A 24292-nucleotide genomic window follows, 5' to 3' on the forward strand; every position below is an offset into this window, starting at 1 on the left:
GCGCGAAATTCGCTGCCTTGGCAGGAACAAATCGGCCTGCCACGCACGTGGAAAACCTGGCACCGGCGCCCCATATAGGGACCAATCCCTGTTAAGAAGGCTCCCTTCCACCACCCCGCGGTGCCATCGTGGGGCCAATGATTCGCATGACCGAGCCGAGCAAGATCACAGGCGTACCCGACCACCAGCCCGCAGCCGGCGGCATTGCCGCGCGTGCGCGCGCCTCGGTGGGCCCGAAATATCTGTCCGGACTTAATCCGGAGCAGCGCGACGCGGTCGAGACCCTGGATGGCCCGGTCCTGGTGCTGGCCGGCGCCGGTACCGGCAAGACGCGCGTCCTGACCACGCGGATCGCGCACATCCTGAGCCAAGGCCGCGCCCGCCCCGCCGAGATCCTGTCGGTGACCTTCACCAACAAGGCCGCGCGCGAGATGAAGCACCGGCTCGGCCAGATGCTCGGCCATGCCGTGGAGGGCATGCCCTGGCTCGGCACCTTCCACTCCATCGGCGGCCGCATCCTGCGCGTCCATGCCGAGCTGGCGCAGCTCAAGTCGAACTTCACCGTGCTCGATGTCGACGACCAGGTCCGACTGCTCAAGCAGTTGCTCCAGGCCGACAACATCGACGACAAGCGCTGGCCGGCGCGCATGCTGGCCGGCCTGATCGACGGCTGGAAGAACCGCGGGCTGATGCCGTCGCAGGTGCCGTCAGGCGAGGCCGCCGTCTTCGCCAACGGCAAGGGCGGCAAGCTCTATGCGAGCTACCAGGAGCGGCTTAAGATACTGAACGCCGCCGATTTCGGCGATCTGCTGCTGGAGAACATCCGCATCTTCCGCGAGCACCCTGACATCCTCAGGCAGTACCAGCAGCGCTTCAAATACATCCTGGTCGACGAATATCAGGACACCAACGTCGCGCAATATCTGTGGCTGCGGCTGCTGTCGCAGGCGCCGTCTTCCAGCTCGTCATTGCCGGGCTTGACCCGGCAATCCATCGATTCCTCACAAGATGGATCACCGGCTCTCGACGCTTCGCGCCGGCCCGGTGACGACGAGCAAAGCAATGCGGCACCTATTCCCGCCAGCGAACGGGCCCTCACCAAAAACATCTGCTGCGTCGGCGACGACGACCAGTCGATCTATGGCTGGCGCGGCGCCGAGGTCGACAACATCCTGCGCTTCGAGCACGATTTTCCCGGCGCCAAGGTGATCCGCCTGGAGCGCAACTACCGCTCGACCGGCCACATCCTCGCCGCCGCCTCGCATTTGATCGCGCACAACGAAGGCCGGCTCGGCAAGACGCTGCGCACCGAGGACCAGGACGGCGAGAAGGTCACGGTCACGGGCTCGTGGGATTCGGAAGAGGAAGCCCGCGGCATCGGCGAGGAGATCGAGCAGCTGCAGCGCCAGGGCGAGAAGCTCAACGAGATCGCAATCCTCGTCCGCGCGTCCTACCAGATGCGCGAATTCGAAGACCGTTTCGTCACGCTCGGCCTGCCCTATCGCGTCATCGGCGGCCCGCGCTTCTACGAGCGCGCCGAGATCCGCGATGCGCTGGCGTATTTGCGCGTCATCAATTCACCCGCCGACGACCTTGCCTTCGAGCGCATCGTCAATACGCCGAAGCGTGGGCTTGGCGACGCCACCGTGCAGATGCTGCACGACCACGCCCGCAAGCGCCGCATCCCTCTGTTCGAGGCGGCGCGCGCCGTGGTCGAGACCGACGAATTGAAACCGAAGGCGCGCGGTTCCCTGCGGGATCTGGTCGCGCATTTCGACCGCTGGCGTGCCCAGCGCGAGGTCACCGCGCATACGGATCTCGCCCAGATCGTGCTCGACGAGAGCGGCTATACCGAGATGTGGCAGAAGGACCGTTCGGCGGACGCCGCGGGCCGGCTGGAGAACCTGAAGGAGCTGGTGCGGTCGATGGAGGAGTTCGAGAACCTGCAAGGGTTCCTCGAGCACATCTCATTGGTGATGGACCGCGACGGCGGCGCCGAGGACGACGCGGTGTCGCTGATGACGCTGCATTCCGCCAAGGGGCTCGAATTCGACAACGTGTTCCTGCCGGGCTGGGAGGAAGGCCTGTTCCCGAGCCAGCGCACGCTGGACGAACAGGGCCGCGCGGGGCTGGAAGAAGAGCGCCGGCTCGGGCATGTCGGCCTGACCCGCGCCCGCCGCCGCGCGATGATCTATTTCGCGACCAACCGCCGGATCCACGGCACCTGGTCCACCACGATCCCCTCGCGCTTCCTCGACGAATTGCCGGCGGCCAATGTCGAGATCACGGAATCCAAGGGCGGCTCGGCCTGGGGCGGCACCGGCGGCTACGGCGCCTCGCGCTTCGACGACATGGAGGCGTTCGGCTCGAGCTATTCGACCCCGGGCTGGCAGCGCGCCCAGGCCAATCGCAACCGCGGCAGCGGCCGCAGTGGAGGCGGTCGAAGCGGCGGCTTCGAGGAGGAAGCCACGACGTTCTCGTCCTCCTCATCATCCGGACCCGATTTCGGCAGCTTCTCCTCGCGCCGCCGCGGCCCCTTGACGATCGAAGGCGAGCTGGTCGCCAAATCCACCGGCACGATCTCGGAATTCTCGCTGGAAGACCGCGTCTTCCACCAGAAATTCGGCTACGGCCGCGTCACCAAGATCGACGGCAACAAGCTCACCATCGCCTTCGACAAGGCCGGCGAGAAGAAGGTCGTGGACAGCTTCGTGCAGCGGGCGTGAGGCCCGGCGTGGCTCATTACATCGCCATCATCGAGGAGGCCGGCCCGGACGCCCCCGTCAGCCTCTGGTTTCCCGACCTGCCCGGCTGCATCTCCGGCGGCGACGACGTCGACGAGGCCCTCGAGAATGCACCCGAGGCGCTCGCGTTCTATGCGCAGGAGCTGAGCGCGGACGGCCGCCAGCTTCCTCCGCCGCGGACGCTGGACGAGCTCAAGGCGGATCCGGAATTTGCCGACGATCTGGGGAAGCACACGGCCGTCCCGATCGAATGGCCGCCGCTCGCCGAGGCCACGGAGTGAGGACTGTGCGCCGCACTGGCGCAACTCTCGACAGTTCTGGTCCGAACAGGCCTTGACCACCACGAACTTCCCCGTATCAGATACCTTCATGGTCCGGGGCTCCGTCACACTGATCGTGCTTGCATTGGGGATGCCGTCGCTTGCGGCGGCGCAGACCGTGAGCTTTGGCGATTCGATCGGCAAGCTGGCCGCGAGCTGCGGGGCGGAAATCGTCGCCAATTGCCGCGGCGTCAATCCGGATTCGAACCGGCTCAAGGAGTGCCTGTCGCGCAACCGCGACGTGCTCTCGCCGCAGTGCGCGAGCGATTATCTCGGCGTCTTCGACGCCATCCAGAAGCGCGTGGCGGCGCGCGTGACGGTGGCGAACGCCTGCCAGCGCGAGATCGTCAAGGTTTGCGGCGGCTCGACCAAGGAGACCAGCAAGTCGGTCCCCTGCCTGGTCTCCACGCCCAAGGGCATCAGCAACAATTGCCTCAAGGCGGTCGACGATGCGGGGTATCGCTGATGCGCGCGAAGGGGCTCGCCACCGCCGGTCTGGGCATCGCGCTGGGCTTCGTCCTGCTCGCGGGCGCCGCGCGCGCGCAGACGGCGGCACCGACCCGCGACGACATCGTCGCCAAGCTGAACCATTTCGAGCAAGCCGCCGAGGTCGACCTTCACGCCCTGAAGCAGCAGGTGATGGAGCGCGCCAAGACCAGGATCAAGAACGATCCCGGTCCGGTGAACCGGCCGTTGATCGCGCCCGATCTCGCCAAGCTGCCCGCTTTCAACGCGCAGATCCAGTTCGATGCCGACACGCCGATCATCCAGCCCTCGTCCTACCAGACCGTCGGCCGCATCGCGGACGCGCTGGTGCATTCGTCGCTGCTGCCCTACACCTTCCTGATCGTCGGCCATGTCGAATCCAATGCGAAGACGCGCGAGGCCAACGCGATCCTGAGCCAGCGCCGGGCGGACGCCATCCGCGACGTGCTGGTGAACACGTTCAAGATCTCGACCAAACGGCTGCATCCGATCGGCCTCGGCGAGGAGCAGTTTCTCGATCGGGCCAAGCCGACCTCGGCCGTCAACGGCCAGTTGCAGATCCTGACCTATGCCAAGCTGCCGGAGGAGCCTGCGCATCCGGCTGCGGCACCTGCGCCTGCGCCGAAAAAGCCTGCCAAGAAGCGCTGAACGCGCGCGGCTTGCTTCCTACGGAACCCTTTGAAGTCCTGACCGTTTTGTGACCTGTCTCACAGCGCAACGGCGCGGTTTCGCGCGACAATGGCACCGGTTTGTGCACCGCCCTATCCGGTGCTATAGGCTTTTTTCGTCCTTCCCCCGACCCCATGCTGAACGAGAGCGAGATGGCTGGCTATTTTCAACGCCAACTGGCCGATTACGTCGAATATCATCGCGATCCCTGGAACTGCGCGATGCACGTGGTCGGCATCCTGCTGCTGTTCACCGGCGCCGTGCTGCCGCTGACCTTCGTGCATTTCTCCATCTTCGGGATCGAGGTCAGCCTGGCGGTGATCATGGCGTTGCCGGTGCTGGTGTACTGGCTGATGCTGGACGCCGGGATCGGGCTCGGCATCCTCGCCGCGGCGGTCGTGCTGCTTTCGGTCGCAACCGTAATCGGCAATCAGGTCTCGATCGCCATGATGTGGTCGATTTTTGCCGTGCTGATCGGGCTTGGCGTCGCTTCGCAGATCGTCGGTCACAAGGTTTTCGAGGAACGGCAGCCGTCGATGGTCGACCATCCCACGCATTTCCTGCTCGGACCGATGTTCGTCATGGCGAAATTGTTCATTGCATTGGGGTTCCGTCCCGACCTTGCCGCGATTCTGACGCCTGTTCCGGCCAATTCTCTTTCGACTCGATAACTTCCAGAAGCGAAACAGCAAACGTCTTCATGGCTCTCGTACTGGTTACCGGTGGCAGCGGCTTCATCGGACATCATCTCGTAGAAGTGCTCCGCGCCAATGGGCAGCGGGTACGGGTTCTCGATGTTCGTCCGCCGGCCGCAGCCAACACTGACGTCGAACATATGCACGGTTCAGTGCTTGATGCCGCTGCCGTCGATGCGGCCGTCGCAGGCGTCGATCAGGTCTATCACCTCGCCGGCCTGCCCGGCATGTGGGTCGCCAACAAGCAGGACTTTCACGAGGTCAATTGCCGCGGCACCGAGATCGTGCTCGCGGCCGCGATGAAGCACGGCGTGTCGCGCTTCCTGCACTGCTCGACCGAATCGATCCTGTTTCCCTATAGCGAGCTCAACGGTGTTCCCGCAGAAGAGGCGCTGCAGCCGGCCGATGCGATGCCCGGCGCCTATACGCGCTCGAAGTCGCTCGCCGAGCATTGCGCCGCCAAGGCCGCGGCCGACGGCTTCCCGCTCGTGATCGGTACGCCGACCATGCCGATCGGCGCCGCCGACCACAATCTGACGCCGCCGACCGCGATGCTCTGGTACTTCCTCCAGAAGAAGGTGCAGCCGCATCTCAACTTCCTGGTCAACCTCGTCGACGTCCGCGACGTCGCCATGGGCCTGGTGCTGACCATGGAGCGCGGCCGCCTCGGCCAGCGCTACATTCTCGGCGGCGATTGCGTCCCGCTCGGCAACATCCTGCGCATGATGGCGGCGATGAGCGGCCGGCGGCAGTTTCCGGTCGTCGTGCCCGGCAGGATCGCCGAGCTCTCCGCCATCATGCTCGAAGCGATCTCCGACCACATCACGCACCGGCCGCCCAACGGCACCGCCGAGGGCGTGCGCATCGCGCTGGCCGCGAGCGACCTGTCGATCGGCAAGGCGCGTACCGAGCTCGGCTATTCGCCGCGTCCGATCGAGCCGGTGCTGCGCGAAACCATCACCCATCTGCTCGTCCGTAACGGCCAGCCGGTCTCCGGCGCCATCGAGCATCGCGCGCTCTCTTCGCGCGCGAGCTGAGCTTCCGCCCCAACGCAAAGAACCTTCATGTCCTTCGATTTCAGCAAGCTTCTCTCCGTCGCCTGGGGTGGCTGGACCACGGCCTGGCCGACCGAACTCCTGGCCCTGATCTGGCTCGCCTTTCTCGCAAGCTGGGTCGGCGCATCGTTCTGGCAGGGGCGGACCAAGAAGCAGGTCATGACGCTGGAGTCGCAGCGCTATCGCCTGCCGATCCTGGTCGGCGGCATCCTGTACACGCCGTGGATTGCACAGCTCCTCGGCTGGAAGCCGCTCTGGGTGCTCGGCAACACCGGCATCTACATCGCCGCGGTCCTTTCGGCCGCCGGCATCGCCTTCGCCTGGTGGGGCCGGCTGCATCTCGGAAAATTCTGGTCCAACACCATCACCCAGAAGGAAGATCACCGCGTTATCGACACCGGCCCCTACGGCATCGTGCGTCACCCGATCTACACCGGTTTGATCTTCGGCATGCTCGTCACCGGAATCGCAATCGGCCTCATAACGACGATCCTCGGCGCGATCCTGATCTCGCTCGGCATGTGGCAGAAGGGCCGGATGGAAGAAGTATTCCTGTCGAAGGAACTCGGTGAGGATGCCTACGGCGCCTATTGCCGCCGCGTGCCGATGATCATTCCGTTCCTGTCGCCGCGGTGAGGGCTTGAGCGAGCCGCATCTTCGGTGTCGTCCCGGCGAAGGCCGGGACCATCACCACAGGCCGTGGTTTGGCGAACGCTCGTCGTTCGGTACTGCTGCCATCCGCGAACGATAGATTCCGCGCTATGGGTCCCGGCCTTCGCCGGGACGACAGCGACAGGAACCGCCATCCCGCTCGCCCGTTACCCTCGACACCTGCACTCGCCGCAGAGCATCGAGCCATGTCGGACGCCTACGATTATTTTCGCCAGCATGCGATTGCCGCCGTCCGCAAGGCGCGAGCGTTGCCGCCCGGGCGGCCGAAGCAAAAGCAGCGCACGGTGGCGCGGGTCTATCATCTCCTGTCCAAGGAAGCCGCGCTCAGACCGAACATCCATCACCTCGATGATTTTCGCGCGGCTCGGCGGCTCGAGCGGCAAATCGGCCGCTGATCACCGGACAAAGCCCGGCAGCGTTCGTCCCATGCAAATTCAGTCGGCTGCCATTCCAAGGGAATAGACCCTGACGGCGCCCCGCGCCGGTTGACGTCTGCCCCGTCAGCCAGTTGGATGCGCGCGCAAACAGGGGCTTGTCATGACTTTTTCCAGTATCTTCGCGCAATTCGTTGCGCTCCTCGGCGGCGTCGCGCTGCAATGGCGGAAGCTGTCAGGCACCGAGCCCACACCGGCCTGGGGAGACAAGCCGGCGATCCCCGAAGCCAAGCCGCAAGGCGCGATCCCGACCTTGAAGATGCCCACCGCGCGCGGCTGGAGCGATGGGCATAAGCCGACGGTCGCGCCCGGGCTCAAGGTCAATGCGTTCGCAACCGGGCTCGACCACCCGCGCTGGATCGAGGTGCTGCCCAATGGCGACGTGCTGATCGCGGAGGCAACACAGATCGCAAGCCCCCCACGCACCGTGTTTCACTATGCGATGCAGGCGACGATGCGGCGGGCCGCCGCGCTCGGCGTTTCCGCCAACCGCATCACGCTGCTGCGCGACAAGGATGGCGACGGCGTTGCCGAGGTTCGCGGCGCCTTCATGGAGAATCTCAGCCAGCCGTTCGGCATGGCGCTGGTCGGCGACACCTTCTATGTCGGCAACACCGACGGCGTGATGGCGTTTCCCTATGTGGCCGGCGCCGATCGCATCACTGTACCCGGCAAGCGGCTCACGACGTTCAAGCCGGGCGGCCACTGGACGCGCAGCCTGCTCGCAAGCCCGGACGGCAAGAGGCTCTATGCCGGTGTCGGCTCGCTCAGCAACATCGCCGAGATGGGCATGGAGGTCGAGCAAGGCCGCGCCGCGGTCTACGAGCTCGACCTCGCCGCCGGCACGCATCGCATTTTCGGCGCCGGTCTGCGCAATCCCGTGGGCCTCGCATGGGAGCCCAATACGAACGTGCTGTGGACCGTCGTCAACGAGCGCGACGGTCTCGGCGACGAGACGCCGCCGGATTATCTGACCTCGGTGCGGGACGGCGGTTTCTACGGCTGGCCTTATTGCTACTGGGGCAAGACGGTCGACGACCGCGTGCCGCAGGATCCGGCGATGGTCGCCAAGGCGCTTCAACCGGACTATGCGCTCGGCGGCCACACTGCCTCGCTGGGGCTGTGCTGGATGCCCGCGGGCACCCTGCCCGGCTTCCCCGACGGCATGGTGATCGGCCAGCACGGCTCGTGGAATCGCAGCACGCTGTCCGGCTACAAGCTGGTGTTCATTCCGTTCGAGAACGGAAAGCCGTCCGGCCCCGGTCGCGACATCCTGTCGGGCTTCCTGTCCCCCGACGAGAAGGAATCCTACGGTCGCCCGGTCGGCGTCGTGATCGGCCCCGACAAGAAATCGCTGCTGATGGCCGACGACGTCGGCAATGTGATCTGGCGCGTCACCGGAGCCTGAGAACTCACGTCCCGACGCAGAGCGTGGCGCGCTGCTTGCGGAGCAGCGCGATCACGGACAGTGCCGTGATCAGGCCGGTCTTGGGATTCTCGGACGGAATGTTCTCGATCGCCATCGAGAAGCGCGCCGAATCCGACTCGACCTCGATGCGGTGAACGTTGCGCGTCACGGTCGGATCGGCCCAGATCTGCACCTCTGTGCGATCGGGCCCGACACCCGCGAGCGACAGCGCCACCGCGACGTTGAGATTGGCCGGAAAGCCTTTTGCGGCCTCGCGCGCGGTGCCCTCGAACAGCTTGAGCGGCTCGCTCAGCCTGTCGATGTCGATGTTGTTCTCGACGATGAACGGCGCCCCCTTCAAGCCGTCGATCGGCTTGCGCGTCACCATCTTCACGGAATGAATGGTGCCGATTGCGGCGGCATTGACCGCATCGAGCCCGATCAGCGCGCCCGTCGGCACGATGATGCGGCCGCCATTGGCGCGGGCGAGATCGACGAGATCGAAATTGTCGAGCAGCCCGCCGACGCTGACGACGACCGCCGCCTTGCCGCGCCTCACCGCAGGCTCGACGATCTCACGCAGATGCCGGCTCGGCGCGCACTCGACCACGATATCGGCGGCATCGCCAAGCTGGTCGATGGGCAGCACGGACGGCGCGCGGCGCAGGGTGCCGAGAAACGTCTGGTGCTTGGCGCGATCGCGCACGGCGACGGCGGACAGCGTCAAGCCTTCGATGCCCTGGTCGAGCGCGGCCGCGATCTTGGTGCCGATCGAGCCCAGCCCTGCAATGGCGACCCGCAACCCGCTCGACGCTCGCTGTTCAGTCATCGCACTCACCTTCTCCGGGCTTTCGTCATAGCGCCTCACGCCCCTCGCGCATAGCTGCGCAGACGCGCCGCGAGCACCGCCAGCATGGCATCGCGGGCCGGATCGCGCGAGCCGCGCAGCCATGCGGCGGCGAGCGGCAGGCGGCCGACGGGACCCTTCTGCTTGAGCCGGAGCGGCACGAAGCGCACGCCGGGGACTGCCATCCGCGCGGTCCAGCGCGGTACGATCGCAACGCCGAGCCTTGTTGCGACCAGGTTGACGATGGTCTGCTTCTCGTCGGCGACCTGCACCACGCGCGGCGTCAATCCGGCCTGCTCGAACAGGTTGATCGTGAGGTCGTGGCTGTGTGGCCGCGAGCGGCGATCCGGCACCAGCATCGCCTCCTCGGCGATATCGGCCAGTGTGATCGACTTCTTCCCGGCCAGCGCATGCCGCTGCGGAAACGCCACGATCGCGGTCTCCTGAAGCAGGTCGCGGAACTCGAGCCGCTTGTCGGGGCGCTCCGGCGGCCGGACGAAGGCGAGATCGAGTGCGCCGGTCAGGATCTTCGGCAGCAGCCGGACGGTCTTGTCCTCGCGCAGCTGCACCGCGATCTCCGGATGTTTGGCGCAAAAGTCCCGGAGCAGCGGCGGCAGCAATCCGGCCGCGGCGCTGTCGATGGCACCGACCCGGAGCCGCCGCGCGACGCCCGCGCGCGAGCGGTTGCGCAAATTATTCTCGGCCGCTTCGACCCGGGCAAGGATGGCGCGTGCATCGCGCAGCAGCGTCGCGCCATCCTCGGTGAGCGACACCGCGCGCGTGGTCCGAACAGCTGCGTTCCCAGGTCGTCCTCCAGCAGCCTGATCTGGCGACCGAGTGCGGAGGGTAGCATCTGAAGCTGTTGCGCCGCGCGGCCGAAATGCAGCTGCTCGGCCGCCGCCAGGAAGCATCGGAGCTGATGCAGTTCCATCCCGCAGATCCTCTCGTCTCGCCAGACGATGATTATATCATTTTTTTGTATAAACCAGCGGCAATTGAGTCGCCCCGGTACTCCCTCTAGAGTCGCCGACGAGGCCGACGGTCGGATCTTCCGGCGCGATCTCTCACAAGGAGTATTCCCATGCGCACCCATTCGATCGCAGCAATCCCCGCCGACGGCATCGGTCCCGAGGTGATCTCGGCCGGCGTGCGCGTGCTGGAGGCGCTGGCAAAGCGCAGCGGCGATCTCGCCTTCAACGTCAAGACGTTCGACTGGGGCTCGGACTATTACAAGAAGCATGGCGTGATGATGCCGGCCGACGGCCTCGCCGAGCTGAAGACATTCGACGCGATCTATTTCGGTGCGGTCGGCGCCCGTGATGTGCCCGACCATATCACGCTGTGGGGCCTGCGGCTGCCGATCTGCCAGGGCTTTGACCAATACGCCAATGTGCGGCCGACGAAAATCCTGCCGGGCGTGGCCTCGCCGCTGCGCAATGTCGGCGTCGGCGATCTCGACTGGGTGATCGTACGAGAGAACTCCGAGGGTGAATATGCCGGCATGGGCGGCCGCGCCCACAAGGGCCTGCCGGAGGAGGTCGGCACGGAAGTCGCCGTCTTCACCCGCGTCGGCGTCACGCGGATCATGCGTTATGCGTTCCAGCTCGCGCAGTCACGGCCGCGCAAGCTGCTGACCGTCGTGACCAAGTCGAACGCGCAGCGCCACGGCATGGTGATGTGGGACGAGATCGCGGCCGAGGTCGCCGGCGAGTTCCCCGAGGTCAGCTGGGACAAGATGCTGGTCGACGCCATGACGGTGCGGATGACGCTGCATCCGAAGAGCCTCGACACGATCGTCGCGACCAACCTGCACGCCGACATCCTCTCCGATCTCGCCGGCGCGCTGGCGGGGAGCCTCGGGGTCGCGCCGACCGGCAACATCGATCCGCAACGCCGCTTCCCCTCGATGTTCGAGCCGATCCACGGCTCGGCCTTCGACATCACCGGCAAGGGGATAGCCAACCCGGTCGCAACCTTCTGGACCGGCGCGCAAATGCTCGAGCATCTCGGCGAGAAGGACGCAGCTGCCAGGTTGATGTCGGCGGTCGAGCGCGTCTGCGCAGCCGGCGTGCTGACGCCGGATGTCGGTGGCAAGGCGACGACGAAGGACGTGACGGATGCCGTGATCGACGCGATCCAAAGCGCGAACGTCTAGCAGACCAGCCCTGACGTCACCGCACGCCATAGCGCAGGAACGCGTCGCCGATTCTGGCCTCGATGAGCTTTGCTGCCGAGACGTCACGGTCGCCGGCCTTGTCGCCCTGACCGAGCTTGGCCAGCCCGCGCCCATAGAGCGCGCTTGCCAGATTTGGCGTCAAGCGCAACGCCGAACTGTAGTCGTCGATGGCCGCAGCGAATTGCCCCATCTTCAGATGGATCAGGGCACGTGAATCATATGTCGCGGCGTCGTTCGACCCCAGCTGAATCGCACTGTGGCAGTCGTCGAGCCCGGCCTGGAGGTCGCCGCTCACCGCTCGGGTCCAGCACCGTCCACTTCTCGCCAACCTCGAATTCGGATCCAGGCGGATGGCCTCGTCGAAATCCAGCAAGGCCCGATCATACTGTTTCAGCTTGAGGTGGGCCTGGGCTCGATTGGCGAAGGCGCTGCCATAACCAGGGTCGAGCCGGATTGCCTCACCGAAAGCCTTGATCGCGTCGTCATATGCGCCAATCCTCAAATAGGCCACGCCGCGATTGTTCAGCGGCTTGACGTAGTCTGGCGCAATTTCGATCGCGCGATCGAAATCGCTGATGGCACGATCGTAGTCCGCCGTCGCGGTATGAGCGTTGCCACGATTGTTGTAGGCCACGGCCAGCGCGGACGGCCTGACATCACCCGAATTGATCAGCGCCGTACAGCCGGAGATCCGGGCTTGGGCCGGGATGCGGTCCCCGCCGTTGCACTGCTCGACGGTCTTGAGCCGGCTGGTTTTCTGCAGTTGCTGGGCAGCCGCGGGCGAACCGGCCAACAGCAAGGCGAGAATGGGTGCGACGCGGCCGATGATGGCGGCCCTCATGGTCGTCTCCGTGTCGAGCTTTCAGCATCCTCTGCAGATGTTCAATCTTGGAGCCTTCTCCTGTTCCTGCGGACCCACCGCGGCGCCCGCGCGCTTCTTGAGCAATTTGGTCTTGCCTTCTTCGATGAGGGTCGAGAACTTGACCGAGCCGTCATCCGCCGTTTCGATATGCGGCGTCGTGCCTCGGATTCCCATGGTTGCAACGGGCGTATCGACCTTCATGTCGCCGGTCTTCGCGACCTGACCGGCTACGAATGTGGCGGTTCCCTTGGTCAGATTGAAAAATGCCGCGTTGGACTTTCCGGCCGGCTCGTACACGTACTCGTCCAAGGTCATGTGAGCATTGCTCGACAGATTGAACGACGAACCGTCGTTGAAATTGATGCTGACCCGGCTGTCCGCTTTGGTTCGAACCACGTCGCGGAGATACACGACATCGCCGACCTTGGTTTGAGCGGCTTGATCGGGAAGGTTCACCTGAACGAGGGCCGCACCTGTACGCTCGATCGTGACCGAACCCGTGACGGCTACGACTTTCCCGATCGGACTTGGCGCAGCTTCCTGAAGGATGGGCTTCACGGGATTTAGTTGAGCCTGCGCCGGCGCAGCAAGGCTCGCGGATGCGCAAACGAAACCAGTCATCAAGGCTGCGATGGTATGCCTGCACATGACCCGCTCCTTCCGCGAAGATCTTGCTTGCGGGATCGCTCGATCTGACCTCTGTGAGCCCAGCCAAGCCCGCAAGTCGTGCATCGTCAGCATCTACGGCGTGGATCGGTCCTGAAGACCAACGCTCCAGAGGGCGAAGTGCTCTTGACTTCGACCTTAGCTCCAAGTCCTTTGCCTCGCCACCAAAAGTAAGCTACATTTTGTGCAGTCCAATCGTCAACTTATTGAAAAGCAGATGCGGTCAGATCGAGACGTCGCGTCTCGTGTGAAGCTGTCACCGGCTTGGTAGTACCCATAGGGATCAGGATTTTTATCGGTCGTCTTCGGCGTGCAGGCCTGGAATTGCCAGTGCCAAAACCTGCTTTAGTGGCGCAGGCAAAACCGACAAGAAGACTGCGGCATCGCGCCGAGCCCGAAGAATTCGGGATGCGAGGCCATTTCCATGTTAGTTGCGTTCGGCGTTGGAGCCCGGGACGGCGTTGTCACGACTTCACCTCTAGAGATCATCGGCATAGTCGAGACCGCGTTCGGTGACGTCACCCTCACCCGCGATAGCGGCGCGGCGATCAAGGTCAGCATTGGCGACCTTGTCTGTCGTCATGACGTAATAGAGACCGCTGCGTACTCTCAGGTCGGAATTCGACTTCTCGACGACACCCTATTCAACGTCTTCAGCCAAGCCCGCATCGAGCTCCGCGAACTCGCGTCCGAGTCCGATGCCGCTTCGCGTTCGACCGCCGTCGCAGTCACCAGCGGCAGCTTCGCATTCGCTGCCGGCCGGCTGGCAAGCAGCGGCATCCTTACGGTCGACACTCCGCTCGGAAGCATTCGTGGCCACGCCGCCTCAAAAGGATTCGGCATCCTGACGATTGCGGCGTTGACTTTTTCGATGATGGAGCATGCACGAGCCGCGGACCCGGACGCCACCTTCGTGGATGACGATACGATCACTTACAAGGACATGCAGCACGGTGCGTTCGAACTCGTCACGAAGGAGCCGGTGCCGCGACGCATCATCGTCGACGATCCGGGCGAGACCGTCGTCCTGAATAGGATCGGCTCGTCGATCAGCGTGAGCCAGGTCACAAACAGCGCGGCTCGCATGGAGGAGCTCCAGGCGGCTCAACGAGACGTTCTTGCCAACTTCACGCGAGAGTCGATGGGCTCCAGCACGCCACCCTTCAGCAATTCGCCCGGACTTCAGCACATCAACTTCACGTCAGACATCACGACGACTGAGCCGACGAACGAGCTTCCACCACTACTTCCGATCGAATTCCCCTTGATCGTGCTGCCGCAGCCGACGCTGAGGTTGCCGACCGCACCCATCAAAATCGACACGGTCACGTTCGACGAGTTCACTGCGTCAAGCGGTACCTTCGGCGCCAGCAGCCCGCTGAATGCCGCGCTGACCTATGGTCTCGATGGAGGGACGGTCGGGAGCACTGTCCTGAACGGACTGACATACGATGTTTCACAGACCGGTCCTTATGGCACACTCTATCTCAACAGCGCGTCCGGCGCCTACACGTTCGTTCCGAACAATGCCGCCATCAATGCGCTGACGTCGCCGACGACCGCGAGCTTCGTCGTCACGGTCTCGGGCGGCGGGCTCTCGGCGAGTGAGGCCTTCAACATCTCCATCATTGGCGTCAACGACACTGCCGCCATCTCAGGCGATACCAGCGGCGCGGTGATGGAGGCGGGCGGCGGCGTCAATGCAGCGGCGGGCACGTCAACCATAACCGGCACGCTCACGAGCACGGACGTCGACCACCCACCCAATACCTTCACGGCGGTCAGTTCGCCGACCAAAAGCACCGGCGGCTACGGGCATTTCACGATGACATCCGCCGGCGTGTGGACCTACACGCTCGACGACGGCAACAGCAAAGTGCAGGCTTTGAATGTCGGCGACACCCTGACCGATACTCTGACCGTGACCAGCATCGACGGCACGCCCCAGCTCGTGACAATCACGATCCAGGGCAGCAATGACGCTGCCGTCATCTCGGGCACCACAACCGGTTCAGTCGTCGAGGCGAGCTGCGCTTCGCCCGGCACGCCGCTCGCGACAGGCACCCTTGTCGCCACGGACGTCGATGATCCGGTCAGCCCCTTCATGGCGGTCATCTGTCCAACGGCCAGCTTGCAGGGCTATGGCTACTTCACGATCACCTCGGCCGGCGCGTGGACCTATACGCTCGACAACAACAACTGCACCGTGCAGGCACTCAATATCTGCGACACCAGGACCGATCAGTTCACCGTGACGACCGTCGACGGTACGCAGCAGGTCGTGACCATTACAATCAATGGCGTGAACGACGCCGCCGTCATTTCGGGAACAAAGACAGGCTCAGTGCTCGAGAGCGGTTGCATTTCTTACGGTAAGCCGATCGCGACCGGCACGCTCGCTGCGACCGACGTCGACAATCCCGCCAACACCTTCACGGCGGTTACCTCGCCCGCCGCAAGCGCCGGCGGCTACGGCACTTTCACGATGACCGCGGAGGGACTGTGGACCTATACGCTCGACAACAACAACTCCGTCGTGGACGCACTCGATGTTTGCGATACCCTCACCGACCACTTCACGGTGACGACCATCGATGGCACCGCGCAAATTGTGACGATAGCCATCCGCGGCGCCAGCGACGCCGACTCCTATCGGTCGGCAGCGGATTCCGGTGCCGACCGGTTCGATACGATCACCTCGATGGACAATTTCAGATTTGTCTTCGAACAAACCGCGACCAGCGACAGCATCCATCGAGGTGGAGTTGCGGTCGATGGCACACCCGGCTCACACGGATACGCACAGGCCGATCCGCACGGCCGGGACGATTGCTTCAACTTCCTGAATTCTGCGATCGAGAGTTCCGGCATCAATTTCGCGAACGATCTTTTCGAACCGGGCAATCATCACGAACGCGCGGCAACGGCCGCCGAACATGGGGGCGCCGCGGCAGCCGCCGACGTTTCGGAGCTGAACCATGACGCTGCGATTGCCGGCGGTTCAGCCGGGCACAATGCGCTGCACGATCTCCTGGTGTGACTTGGTCTGCCGAAGATGCATGCCATGAACGCACTTTCGAAATGCTGGCATGAGGCTCGCCCGCAAGCGGAGGAGGAACGTACCGTCCTGGTCCAACCGGACCGGCGTCGCCTACTTCCGCCCTGCCGGCGGAGGCGGCGGCGTCGCCATCGCGGCGGCCGGCTCGGGCGGGGTCAGATGGCGCGGGACGACGATGGTCTGGCCCGGGGTGAGCTGGGCGTTCTCCGGCAATGAATTGCTCTGCACTAGCGTCCACAGCGGCACGCGGTTGGCGGCCGCAATGCTCTCCATGGTGTCGCCGCGGCGCACCGGCACCCGCACGCCGCTGTCCCACAACTCGACCAGCGTATCGCCGGGCACCTGATAACGCAGCGGCACGGCATCGGCCTGGGTCTGCGGCGGAATGCCCGGCAGTCGCGTCACCATCTCCACGATCTGGCGATGGATGTCGTCCGACTTCTCGATGTTGATGTGGCTGACGCGCGCATTCGCCTTGAGGTCGTAGCTGGCATAATGGCCGCGAAAGCCGGGGACCGCGACGACGTCACCGCCGCCGAGCACGCTGTCGGACAGGAAGATGTTGATGAAGCGCTCGACATTGAGCGGCACGTCGCCGGTCGCCTGCGCGGGATCGATGGCGATGACGAGGCTGATCGGGATGTTCTCCTTGGCCGCCATCTCCGAGATGACGATCGAGCACAGCCCGCCCATGGAGTGCCCGATCAGCACGATCGGCGCCGCCTTCTCCTTGTAGCTGGCGATGACCCGGCTGCCGATCAGGCGGCACAGGGTGAATTCATAGACGTCGGCTACGAAGCCGGCCTGCGTCAGCTTCTCGCCGAGCCGGTCCATGCCGGTCGAGAACAGCGGTCCCATGGCCCCGCGGAACAGGTAGACCTTCGGGGGCGGCAATGGCTCGAACGGTGGCGCCGGTGGCGCGACGGGGACGGCCGCGGTGGTCTTGGACTTGTGCGGTGAAGCACCGGCCACGCCGCTGCTCAAGGCGAACAGCGCAACCACTGCCAGCGCGACGGCTCGCCTCACATCAATCATCGTCCAGCAGTCCCACCACGGGAGGCAATGGCCTCTCCTAAATTGGCTTGGTGAACACCGATTGGGTGGAATTTGGGGCACGGAACCGACTTCGTGTCGCCCGCCGGAGGCGCCGCTGATGCGGCCGGCCTCGCGCATCGGGGCAATCAATTGAAGGGAACCCATGGTTCGGCCTCGCAGGCCTCGGAAATGACCGAACTCTGGATTCCCTTGTAGGTGTCATCATCGAAAAAGACCGAATAGGTGGGCCGTCTGCTTGCGGAGGGATCGCTCTGCCTCAGGCAGGCAAAATAGGATCCCGGCCCATGGTCCGCATAACGGACGGCGGACGTCTCGAGGCCGCCGCTCAGCTTGACTTCGGCAGCACCCTTCCTGATGCCCTCCTTCACTGCCTGTGCGCTGGGCGGGCGCGAAGGATGATAGGAAGGCGGGGGAATTGTGCTCGACGCACATCCCGCCAGCAGCAGCGTCAAGACAGCGGCCGAGGCAGTCAGGACCCTCCGGCGGCCGAGGGCGGCCCCTCGGTCGGCGTATGTTGAGGTCGGACACGGCGAGCAGCGCATCCGGCTCATTGCGTGAGCATCTGCCCTGAATTCACCTCTGGCGCGGGCGGTGGCGCCGGACCGTTGGCCGGACTCTCGTTGGCACCGGAATCCGTCCATGCAGGCGGCAGGCCGAGCCCTTGCCCCGCGAAGCCAGTGAGCCCCGGAAACCGTCCGAACGCCTCGCACGCGACATATTTGGGCGCACCGCCGAGCCGCACCGGAATGCTTTCCATCGGAGGCAGCGCCGGGACGCCGCCGAACGGCGACTCGCCGGTCGCGACCAGCTTGGCGAAGTCGGCGCCGAACTCGGCGGCAAGATCGTAGGCATCGCCTTCGTTGGCGACCCGCGCAGAGCTCGCAATGGAATTGGCACTGCGCGCCCAGACCATGGCCGCGTTCTGAAATCCTGCAAAGTCGCGCGCCTCGGCCTCGACCGACAGACTGCCGAGCCCGACCGGAAGCCGCGGCACCGGCACGGGCACGCCGGGAAGCGCCACCGTCTTGGCGATCGACAGTGCTTTGGATGCGCCGGAGGCTGTCGGGCTGGTCGGCTTGGCATGCGTCACCGTCGCCTGCACCGTAAGGTCCGCCTCGTCATCGGAGGAGACGATGCGGAAGCGCTCGCTCAAGCGGAGACACAGCTCGCGGCTGATCGCATTGGCGACCAGCCGCCGCTCCTTCTCATTCAGCTCGACGTCGGCGCGCGCGGGAAAGACGGTCGATCCGATCCGGATCGTCTTCGCCGCCAGCACGTCTTTCTTGTTCACGCGGATTTGTGATCGCGTGACCAGCCCGTTCGCGTCGGACATCCGATCGTAGCTCCTGAGCGAGCCGGCCCGTTCGAGTGGCGCGGTCGCGCACCCCCCGACCACAAACGTGACGCACATCAGGGCCGCCCATCTGAAGTGCATGGTCCCGCTCGAGCCAGCGTGACTTACCATAGAGATTACCGTGGCCGTCACCCGGCACCCCTGCCATCCGTCGTCATAAATAGATGCAACCCTCTAATTTTGATTTTCTCGTGACGAAACGTTGCCAGACTGTTGCTGGATCGCGCCTCCACGGGATCAGAGACGTGCGGCTTGAGAAAAACTGGAAGCGATCGAGGCCCGACCCTAGAGCGGCAGCATCCGGTTCAGCAATTCAAGCAGCGTGCGCTGCTCGGCCTCGGTGAGCGGGGTCAGCATCTTCCGATTATAGGGTTCGGTCAGCCTTGCCCCGTCGGCAATCAGCTTTGCGCCCTTTGGCGTCAGCATCAGCTCGACGGCGCGGCGATCGGACTTCGAGCGGTTGCGCTTGATGAAGCCGGACGATTCGAGCTCATTCAGGATCTTGATCAGGTTCGGCAGGCGCAGGCGGAGCACGCTGGCAAGGCTGCTGGGGGGAACGCCCGGATTGTCGCGAATGACGGCGCAGATTGCATAGGTCGCGGGCGTCAGGCCCAATGCTGCGAACTCCTCGTAGAAACCTTCGAAGAACTTCAGCTGCGCGAGGCGCAGCATGAATCCAGGCGTGCGCTGGAGCGCGCGCAGGTCCAGTGACGTCTCAGACGGCTGAGCGGGTTTTGCTCCCGGTCGTAACGCTTTCGAGCTCATGATCCTCAATCCGCGGCGGCGGCCACGATCGGCCGAATTGACTCTTCCAAAAATAGCTATAAAATATAACTATTATTTAGCGGCACCAAGACCGCACGATGGAGGGAGACAATGAACAGCAAATTCCTGCATAAATTGTGCATGTTGGCGGCGATGCTGACGGCCGCACCGGCACTCGCCCAGGATGTCGTCAAGATCGGCATCCTGAACGACCAATCGGGTCCGTTCGCGAGCTATCAAGGCATCGGCTCGGTCGTCGCCGCCAGAATGGCGGTCGAGGACTATGGCGGAAAGGCCGGCGGCAAGCCGGTCGAGGTCGTAGCAGCCGACCACCAGAACAAGACCGACATCGGCATCGGCATCGCCCGGCGCTGGTACGAGAACGAGGGTGTCGACGCGATCTTCGACATCCCGAACTCGTCGATCGCGCTCGCGGTGGCCGGCATGAGCGCCGAGAAGAACAAGGTCTTCATCGGATCGGGCGCCGGAACGGTGCTTCTCACCGGCGAAAAGTGCACGCCGAACACCGTGCACTGGACTTACGACACCTATGCCTATGGGCGCGGCCTCGGCAAGGCGATCGTGCAGCAGGGCGGCAAGAAATGGTTCTTCATCACCGCCGACTACGCATTCGGCCATGACCTGGAGAAGCAGGCCGCGGAAGCCGTGAAGGCGTCCGGCGGCGAGGTGCTCGGCAGCGTGCGGCATCCGCTGGGAACGGCTGATTACGCTTCGTTCCTGCTGCAGGCCCAGGCGTCGGGCGCGAGCGTCATCGCATTCGCCAATGCCGGCGACGATACCATCACCTCGATGAAGCAGGCGGCCGAGTTCGGGCTGACCAAGGACCACAAGCTGGTCGGACTGATCCTCGGCATGAACGGCCTGCCCGCACTCGGCCTGAAGTTTGCCCAAGGCGCGCAGATCATGAATCCCTTCTACTGGGATCTGAACGACGGCACGCGTGCTTTCGCCAAGCGTTTCGCCGAACGCATTCCTTCGAAGGCCTATCCGAACGACATGCAGGCCGGCGTCTATGCCTCCGTCATTCACTATCTCAAGGCCGTCGACAAGGCCGGTGGCGCCAAGGACGGCAAGGCCGTGGTCGCGGCGATGAAGGCGATGCCGACCGACGATCCGCTGTTCGGCAAGGGTTACGTCCGCAAGGACGGCCGCAAGATCCATCCGCTCTTCCTCCTGCAGGTCAAGGCTCCCGAGGAATCGACGTCGGCCTGGGATCTCTTGAAGGTCGTCGCCACGATCAAGGGCGAGGACGCGTTCCGGTCCGAGAGCGACGGTCAGTGCCCCCTCGCGAAGCAATAGCCGTTGGAAGCTGACCATGAGCGGCATTGCATCCAGTCCGGTCGACCCGTTCGCGCCTGACTTCCTGATCGACCCCTACCCTGCCTATGAGGAGCTGCGCGCGCTCGGGCCAATGTTCGAGCTGGAGCGTTACGGCGTGTGGGCCATGGCCGGCTATGCCGAGGTCGAACCGGCGCTGAAGGACTGGAAGACGTTCATCAGCGGCGAGGGCGTCGGGCTCAACGGGATGAATCCGGCGCTGCCGAAGCCCCTGACGCTGCAGATCGATCCACCCGACCACGACAAGGGCCGGCGGGTGCTCGGCCGCACGCTGTCTCCCGGTGTCGCAAGGAAGCTGCGCGAGACGTTTCAGAAGGAAGCGGAGAAGAAGGTTTCGGAGCTGATCGACAAAGGCACGTTCGATGCCGTGGCCGATCTTGCCGAGGCCTATCCGATGAAGGTGTTTCCGGATGCGATCGGCATCCGGCCGGACGGCCGCGAGAAGCTGCTCGCCTGGAGCACGTTCGTGTTCGACAGCTTCGGGCCGGAGAACGAGATACTCGCAGCTTCACGGCAGGAAGGTCTCGCCGCGCAGAGCTGGATCATGGAATGTTGCGCGCGAGATGCGCTGCGGCCCGACAGCCTCGGCATGATGATCTACCAGGCGGCCGACGACGGCGAGATCACCGAGCACGAGGCGACGCATCTGGTGCGGCCGTTCCTCACGGCGGGGATCGACACCACCGTCAACGGCATCGGCAACACCCTGCTCGCACTCGCCATGCACCCCGACGAATATCGCAAGCTGCATCACAGGCCGGAGCTGGCGCGCAACGCGTTCGAGGAAGGCCTGCGCTACGATTCACCGGTGCAGACGTTCTTTCGCACCGCCTCGCGCGATCTCGAGATCGGCGGCGGCGTGATCCCGGCGCACCGCAAGGTGCTGCTGTTCATGGCCTCCGCCAATCGCGATCCCGCGCGCTGGGACAAGCCGCACCGTTTCGAGGTGGAGCGGGTTGCGACCGGCCATGTCGGGTTCGGCGCAGGCATCCACGCCTGCGTCGGTCAGATGATCGCGCGTCTGGAAGGCGAGTTGATCTTCAACGAGCTCGCACGGCGCGTGAAGACCATCGAGCTCACGGCGGAGCCCAAGCGTAGGCTCAACAATTCCTTGCGCGGGCTGGAGAGCATGCCGGTGCGGGTGACCGCCGCCTGACTGCAGCACACGTGGTGCTGCCGTCGGTTACTGCCGGTTCTTGAGCCGGCTGCGATGAGCGGCCTGCTTGGCGCGATTGCCGCAGATCGCCATCGTGCACCATCGCCGCGCGCGCCTGCGGGTATGGTCGGCGAACAGCATCGTGCAGTTATGCCCCTCGCATGCCTTCACGTCGGCGAAATCCTCGTCGCAAACGAATTTCGCCAAGGCTTCCCCGATCGGCAGGAGCAAGGACCCGGGTGATCGCCAGCGCCGCGTCGCTCGGAGCGCGAGGACATGATCGCCGTCGTCGGACGCCGCTGCGATCCGGCCGAAGACCTCGTCGCGCTCCAGCAGGCTGTTCAACGGCCCGAGCTCGCGCAACGCATCCACCGCGAGCCGGCGGCCCGCATGTCTTCGAACGAAAGCCCTGAACCACTCGCGCAAAGCCCTGGCTTCATCGGCAACCTCATCCAATTCGCCCGGCTTTGCGCGCATCTTCAGCGCCTCTAACGCGTCAGCCGGCACGAGCCTCGCCTGCGCCAACCAGTCGATCAGCCCATCGCCGTCGTCGAGCCAATCGACGGGCGTGTCGACTGGTGTCGCCACCGAGTTGAGGAAATCGAGCCCGAGCGAGTCGGCGATGAACATAGCGGGCGGTCTAGTCATGGGGTCCTGAGCGTCAGCCGAAAGCCGCCACCTAAGTAACCCTTCAAATGACGATTGACAAGTTATGCAGGAGATCATAACCTCAACTATAGCTTTTAACAGGTTACTAGAGCTGGAGACAATCATGAGCCCGACCGCCTACCGCACCGCTGATGTCGATGGCTTCAAGGTGTTCTATCGCGAGGCCGGCCCGAAGGCCGGGCCAAAGCTTCTGCTGCTGCACGGCTTTCCGAGCGCCGGCCATATGTTTCGCGATCTCATTCCGCTGCTCGCGGACCGGTTTCACATCGTGGCGCCGGACCTTCCCGGCTTCGGCCAGTCCGACATGCCTTCGCGTGACAGCTTCCGCTACACCTTCGACAATGTCGCGCAGGTGATCGAGCGCTTCACCGAGGTGATCGGCCTCGACCGCTTCGCCATGTATGTCTTCGACTATGGCGCGCCGACCGGCTTCCGGCTCGCGCTGCGGCATCCCGAGCGGATCACCGCCATCATCTCCCAGAACGGTAACGCCTATGAGGATGGTCTCAGCGATGGCTGGACTCCGATCAAGGCCTATTGGCAAGACCCTTCACCGGCCAACCGTGAGGCGCTGCGCGCTTTCCTCACGCCGGAGGCCACGCGCTGGCAGTACACGCATGGCGTACCCGATCCGGCCCTGGTGTCGCCGGACGGCCAGAGCCTCGACAATTTCTATCTGGCGCGTCCCGGCTCGGACGACGTGCAGCTCGATCTGTTCGGGGACTACAAGAGCAACGTTGCGCTCTATCCGTCATTCCAGAATTATTTCCGCACGCACAAGCCACCGTTCCTCGCGGTTTGGGGCAAGAACGATCCGTTCTTCATCCCGCCCGGCGCCGAGGCGTTCAAGCGCGACAATCCCAACGCCGTGGTGCAGTTCTTCGACACCGGACATTTCGCGCTGGAGACGCATGCGAGAGAGATCGCGGACAGCATCCGCACGTTCTTGAAATAACGCGGAGGAAGGAGGACCGGCGCCCGAGCCTCGCGCACCGGCCTTGCCAAAGGCGCGCGACGCGTTCGTCGCGCGATCGCCTTAGTTTCTTGCCGGAGCCGCCGCCGCCGAGTGCGAGGACCGCGGCGCACGGGGTTCGGCGACCGGAGCTGCAGGTGCACGCGAGCGCATGATCGCGGCGTCGATCTCGGCGATGACGCGGCGCTGAATCGCCTCGTTCTTGTCGATCGAGACGTGACCCACGCCGGTGCCGCGCACGTCGACATTGTCGAGCTTGCCGCGCAGACCCGCCGCGGCCCTCACCGGCTCGCCGGGACCATCGCCGATATAGATGTTGATGTAGCGCTCGGCACCGGTCGAAAGCCTGGTCTTGAACACGGAGTCGAGGCCGATCGCGAGCTTCACGGGCACGCCGAGCTGGTTGAGCTTGGCGATCATGTCCGGCAGCGCGGTCGCGCCGGAGGAGTGGCCGACAAGGATGATGGTCTTGAGGCGGCCGGCCCTGTAGGCAGCCGCCGCTTCATCGGCAAGCGAGGACCAGGACACGAAGTTGGCGACGGTCACTGGGATGCCCTGCGCCTGGAGCCGGGCACCGATCGTGTCGAGCCCGAGCGAGAAGATGTTGAGCACGCCACGAAGCAGATAGACATGCGTGGTCGCCGCCGCGGCCTGGCTCGGCGCGGCCTTGGCGCCGGTCGGGCTGATGGCAACAGCTGACAGCAGGAGCAGGCCCATCGCCCACATACGGAGGGCGGACGACTGGCTGGCGCCAGCGGTGTGACGGCCGTTCGGTCTCATCGATTTTTTTCCCTGGGGACGATACGCATCGCGATTGATCGGAATCGTAGCCACGGCGCGCTCGCACACGCAACAAAGAGCCGCGTGA

General features: G+C 64.5%; 23 protein-coding genes and 1 pseudogene. 14 read left to right on the forward strand and 10 right to left on the reverse strand.

Features of this window, described 5'->3' with window-relative positions; all coding sequences use genetic code 11:
- Nucleotides 1–137 precede the first annotated feature (137 nt).
- The 9 genes from HAP40_RS30185 (at nt 138) to HAP40_RS30225 (ending at nt 8483) form a co-directional block, all read left to right on the forward strand.
- A complete protein-coding gene (locus HAP40_RS30185) occupies nt 138–2726 on the forward strand; it encodes an ATP-dependent helicase (protein ID WP_166814363.1) in 2589 nt (862 codons plus the stop codon).
- An 8-nt stretch (nt 2727–2734) separates the two neighbouring features.
- Nucleotides 2735–3025, forward strand: coding sequence for a type II toxin-antitoxin system HicB family antitoxin (locus HAP40_RS30190; RefSeq protein WP_166814362.1), 291 nt, complete (start codon nt 2735–2737; stop codon nt 3023–3025).
- 88 nt (nt 3026–3113) lie between these two features.
- Complete coding sequence (locus tag HAP40_RS30195; protein WP_166819281.1) at nt 3114–3530, forward strand: hypothetical protein; 417 nt, start codon at nt 3114–3116, stop codon at nt 3528–3530.
- Nucleotides 3530–4198 carry an OmpA family protein gene (locus HAP40_RS30200; protein ID WP_166814361.1) on the forward strand — a complete coding sequence of 223 codons (669 nt, stop codon included), beginning with the start codon at nt 3530–3532 and terminating at the stop codon, nt 4196–4198. Before HAP40_RS30195 ends, HAP40_RS30200 begins: the two co-directional genes overlap by 1 nt.
- Nucleotides 4199–4353: 155 nt before the next feature.
- Complete coding sequence (locus tag HAP40_RS30205) at nt 4354–4890, forward strand: DUF962 domain-containing protein (RefSeq protein ID WP_166814360.1); 537 nt, start codon at nt 4354–4356, stop codon at nt 4888–4890.
- Between the two features lie 29 nt (nt 4891–4919).
- On the forward strand, nt 4920–5951 hold the full coding sequence (locus HAP40_RS30210; RefSeq protein WP_166814359.1) for an NAD-dependent epimerase/dehydratase family protein: 1032 nt from the start codon (nt 4920–4922) through the stop codon (nt 5949–5951).
- Nucleotides 5952–5978: 27 nt separating this feature from the next.
- Nucleotides 5979–6605: a methyltransferase family protein gene (locus HAP40_RS30215; RefSeq protein ID WP_166814358.1), complete on the forward strand. Its 627-nt coding sequence runs from the start codon at nt 5979–5981 to the stop codon at nt 6603–6605.
- A gap of 221 nt (nt 6606–6826) precedes the next feature.
- Nucleotides 6827–7036, forward strand: coding sequence for a hypothetical protein (locus tag HAP40_RS30220; protein WP_166814357.1), 210 nt, complete (start codon nt 6827–6829; stop codon nt 7034–7036).
- Between the two features lie 142 nt (nt 7037–7178).
- Nucleotides 7179–8483, forward strand: a complete 1305-nt coding sequence (locus HAP40_RS30225; RefSeq protein ID WP_166814356.1) for a PQQ-dependent sugar dehydrogenase — start codon at nt 7179–7181, stop codon at nt 8481–8483.
- Between the two features lie 4 nt (nt 8484–8487).
- Here HAP40_RS30225 and HAP40_RS30230 read toward each other — a convergent pair whose 3' ends face one another.
- Together HAP40_RS30230 and HAP40_RS30235 are read right to left on the reverse strand one after the other, a co-directional pair.
- Complete coding sequence (locus HAP40_RS30230; RefSeq protein ID WP_166814355.1) at nt 8488–9312, reverse strand: aspartate dehydrogenase; 825 nt, start codon at nt 9310–9312, stop codon at nt 8488–8490.
- Nucleotides 9313–9347: 35 nt separating this feature from the next.
- A pseudogene (locus HAP40_RS30235) lies at nt 9348–10261 on the reverse strand (LysR family transcriptional regulator).
- A gap of 150 nt (nt 10262–10411) precedes the next feature.
- Here HAP40_RS30235 and HAP40_RS30240 point away from each other — a divergent pair.
- Nucleotides 10412–11485: a tartrate dehydrogenase gene (locus HAP40_RS30240; RefSeq protein ID WP_166814354.1), complete on the forward strand. Its 1074-nt coding sequence runs from the start codon at nt 10412–10414 to the stop codon at nt 11483–11485.
- Nucleotides 11486–11501: 16 nt separating this feature from the next.
- On the opposite strand, the gene HAP40_RS30245 is transcribed toward HAP40_RS30240, so the two are convergent.
- Both HAP40_RS30245 and HAP40_RS30250 read right to left on the reverse strand, forming a co-directional pair.
- Nucleotides 11502–12347, reverse strand: a complete 846-nt coding sequence (locus tag HAP40_RS30245) for a tetratricopeptide repeat protein (RefSeq protein WP_166814353.1) — start codon at nt 12345–12347, stop codon at nt 11502–11504.
- 21 nt (nt 12348–12368) lie between these two features.
- Nucleotides 12369–13016: a FecR family protein gene (locus tag HAP40_RS30250; protein WP_166814352.1), complete on the reverse strand. Its 648-nt coding sequence runs from the start codon at nt 13014–13016 to the stop codon at nt 12369–12371.
- 442 nt (nt 13017–13458) lie between these two features.
- Here HAP40_RS30250 and HAP40_RS30255 point away from each other — a divergent pair, with 442 nt between their 5' ends.
- Nucleotides 13459–16074, forward strand: a complete 2616-nt coding sequence (locus tag HAP40_RS30255) for a VCBS domain-containing protein (RefSeq protein WP_166814351.1) — start codon at nt 13459–13461, stop codon at nt 16072–16074.
- Nucleotides 16075–16185: 111 nt separating this feature from the next.
- On the opposite strand, the gene HAP40_RS30260 is transcribed toward HAP40_RS30255, so the two are convergent.
- The 4 genes from HAP40_RS30260 to HAP40_RS30275 all read right to left on the reverse strand — a co-directional run bounded on the left by HAP40_RS30260 (nt 16186) and on the right by HAP40_RS30275 (nt 19267).
- Nucleotides 16186–17127: a LysM peptidoglycan-binding domain-containing protein gene (locus HAP40_RS30260; protein WP_166814350.1), complete on the reverse strand. Its 942-nt coding sequence runs from the start codon at nt 17125–17127 to the stop codon at nt 16186–16188.
- 146 nt (nt 17128–17273) lie between these two features.
- Complete coding sequence (locus HAP40_RS30265; RefSeq protein WP_246741243.1) at nt 17274–17600, reverse strand: hypothetical protein; 327 nt, start codon at nt 17598–17600, stop codon at nt 17274–17276.
- A gap of 95 nt (nt 17601–17695) precedes the next feature.
- Nucleotides 17696–18583 carry a DUF3313 domain-containing protein gene (locus HAP40_RS30270; protein WP_414645350.1) on the reverse strand — a complete coding sequence of 296 codons (888 nt, stop codon included), beginning with the start codon at nt 18581–18583 and terminating at the stop codon, nt 17696–17698.
- Between the two features lie 204 nt (nt 18584–18787).
- Entirely contained in the window at nt 18788–19267 is a 480-nt protein-coding gene (locus HAP40_RS30275; protein WP_166814348.1) for a MarR family winged helix-turn-helix transcriptional regulator, read from the reverse strand.
- A 111-nt stretch (nt 19268–19378) separates the two neighbouring features.
- Between HAP40_RS30275 and HAP40_RS30280 the strand changes: the two genes are divergently transcribed.
- Nucleotides 19379–20587, forward strand: a complete 1209-nt coding sequence (locus tag HAP40_RS30280) for an ABC transporter substrate-binding protein (RefSeq protein WP_166814347.1) — start codon at nt 19379–19381, stop codon at nt 20585–20587.
- 16 nt (nt 20588–20603) lie between these two features.
- Nucleotides 20604–21782: a cytochrome P450 gene (locus tag HAP40_RS30285; RefSeq protein WP_166814346.1), complete on the forward strand. Its 1179-nt coding sequence runs from the start codon at nt 20604–20606 to the stop codon at nt 21780–21782.
- Between the two features lie 27 nt (nt 21783–21809).
- Here HAP40_RS30285 and HAP40_RS30290 read toward each other — a convergent pair whose 3' ends face one another.
- Nucleotides 21810–22430, reverse strand: coding sequence for a CGNR zinc finger domain-containing protein (locus HAP40_RS30290; protein WP_208024922.1), 621 nt, complete (start codon nt 22428–22430; stop codon nt 21810–21812).
- Nucleotides 22431–22554: 124 nt separating this feature from the next.
- Between HAP40_RS30290 and HAP40_RS30295 the strand changes: the two genes are divergently transcribed.
- Nucleotides 22555–23406 carry an alpha/beta fold hydrolase gene (locus HAP40_RS30295; protein WP_166814345.1) on the forward strand — a complete coding sequence of 284 codons (852 nt, stop codon included), beginning with the start codon at nt 22555–22557 and terminating at the stop codon, nt 23404–23406.
- 81 nt (nt 23407–23487) lie between these two features.
- Here the strand turns inward: HAP40_RS30295 and HAP40_RS30300 are convergent, their stop codons facing one another.
- Nucleotides 23488–24204, reverse strand: coding sequence for a hypothetical protein (locus HAP40_RS30300; RefSeq protein WP_166814344.1), 717 nt, complete (start codon nt 24202–24204; stop codon nt 23488–23490).
- Nucleotides 24205–24292: the final 88 nt, after the last annotated feature.

It is taken from the genome of Bradyrhizobium sp. 1(2017), assembly GCF_011602485.2.
Taxonomy (GTDB): Bacteria; Pseudomonadota; Alphaproteobacteria; order Rhizobiales; family Xanthobacteraceae; genus Bradyrhizobium.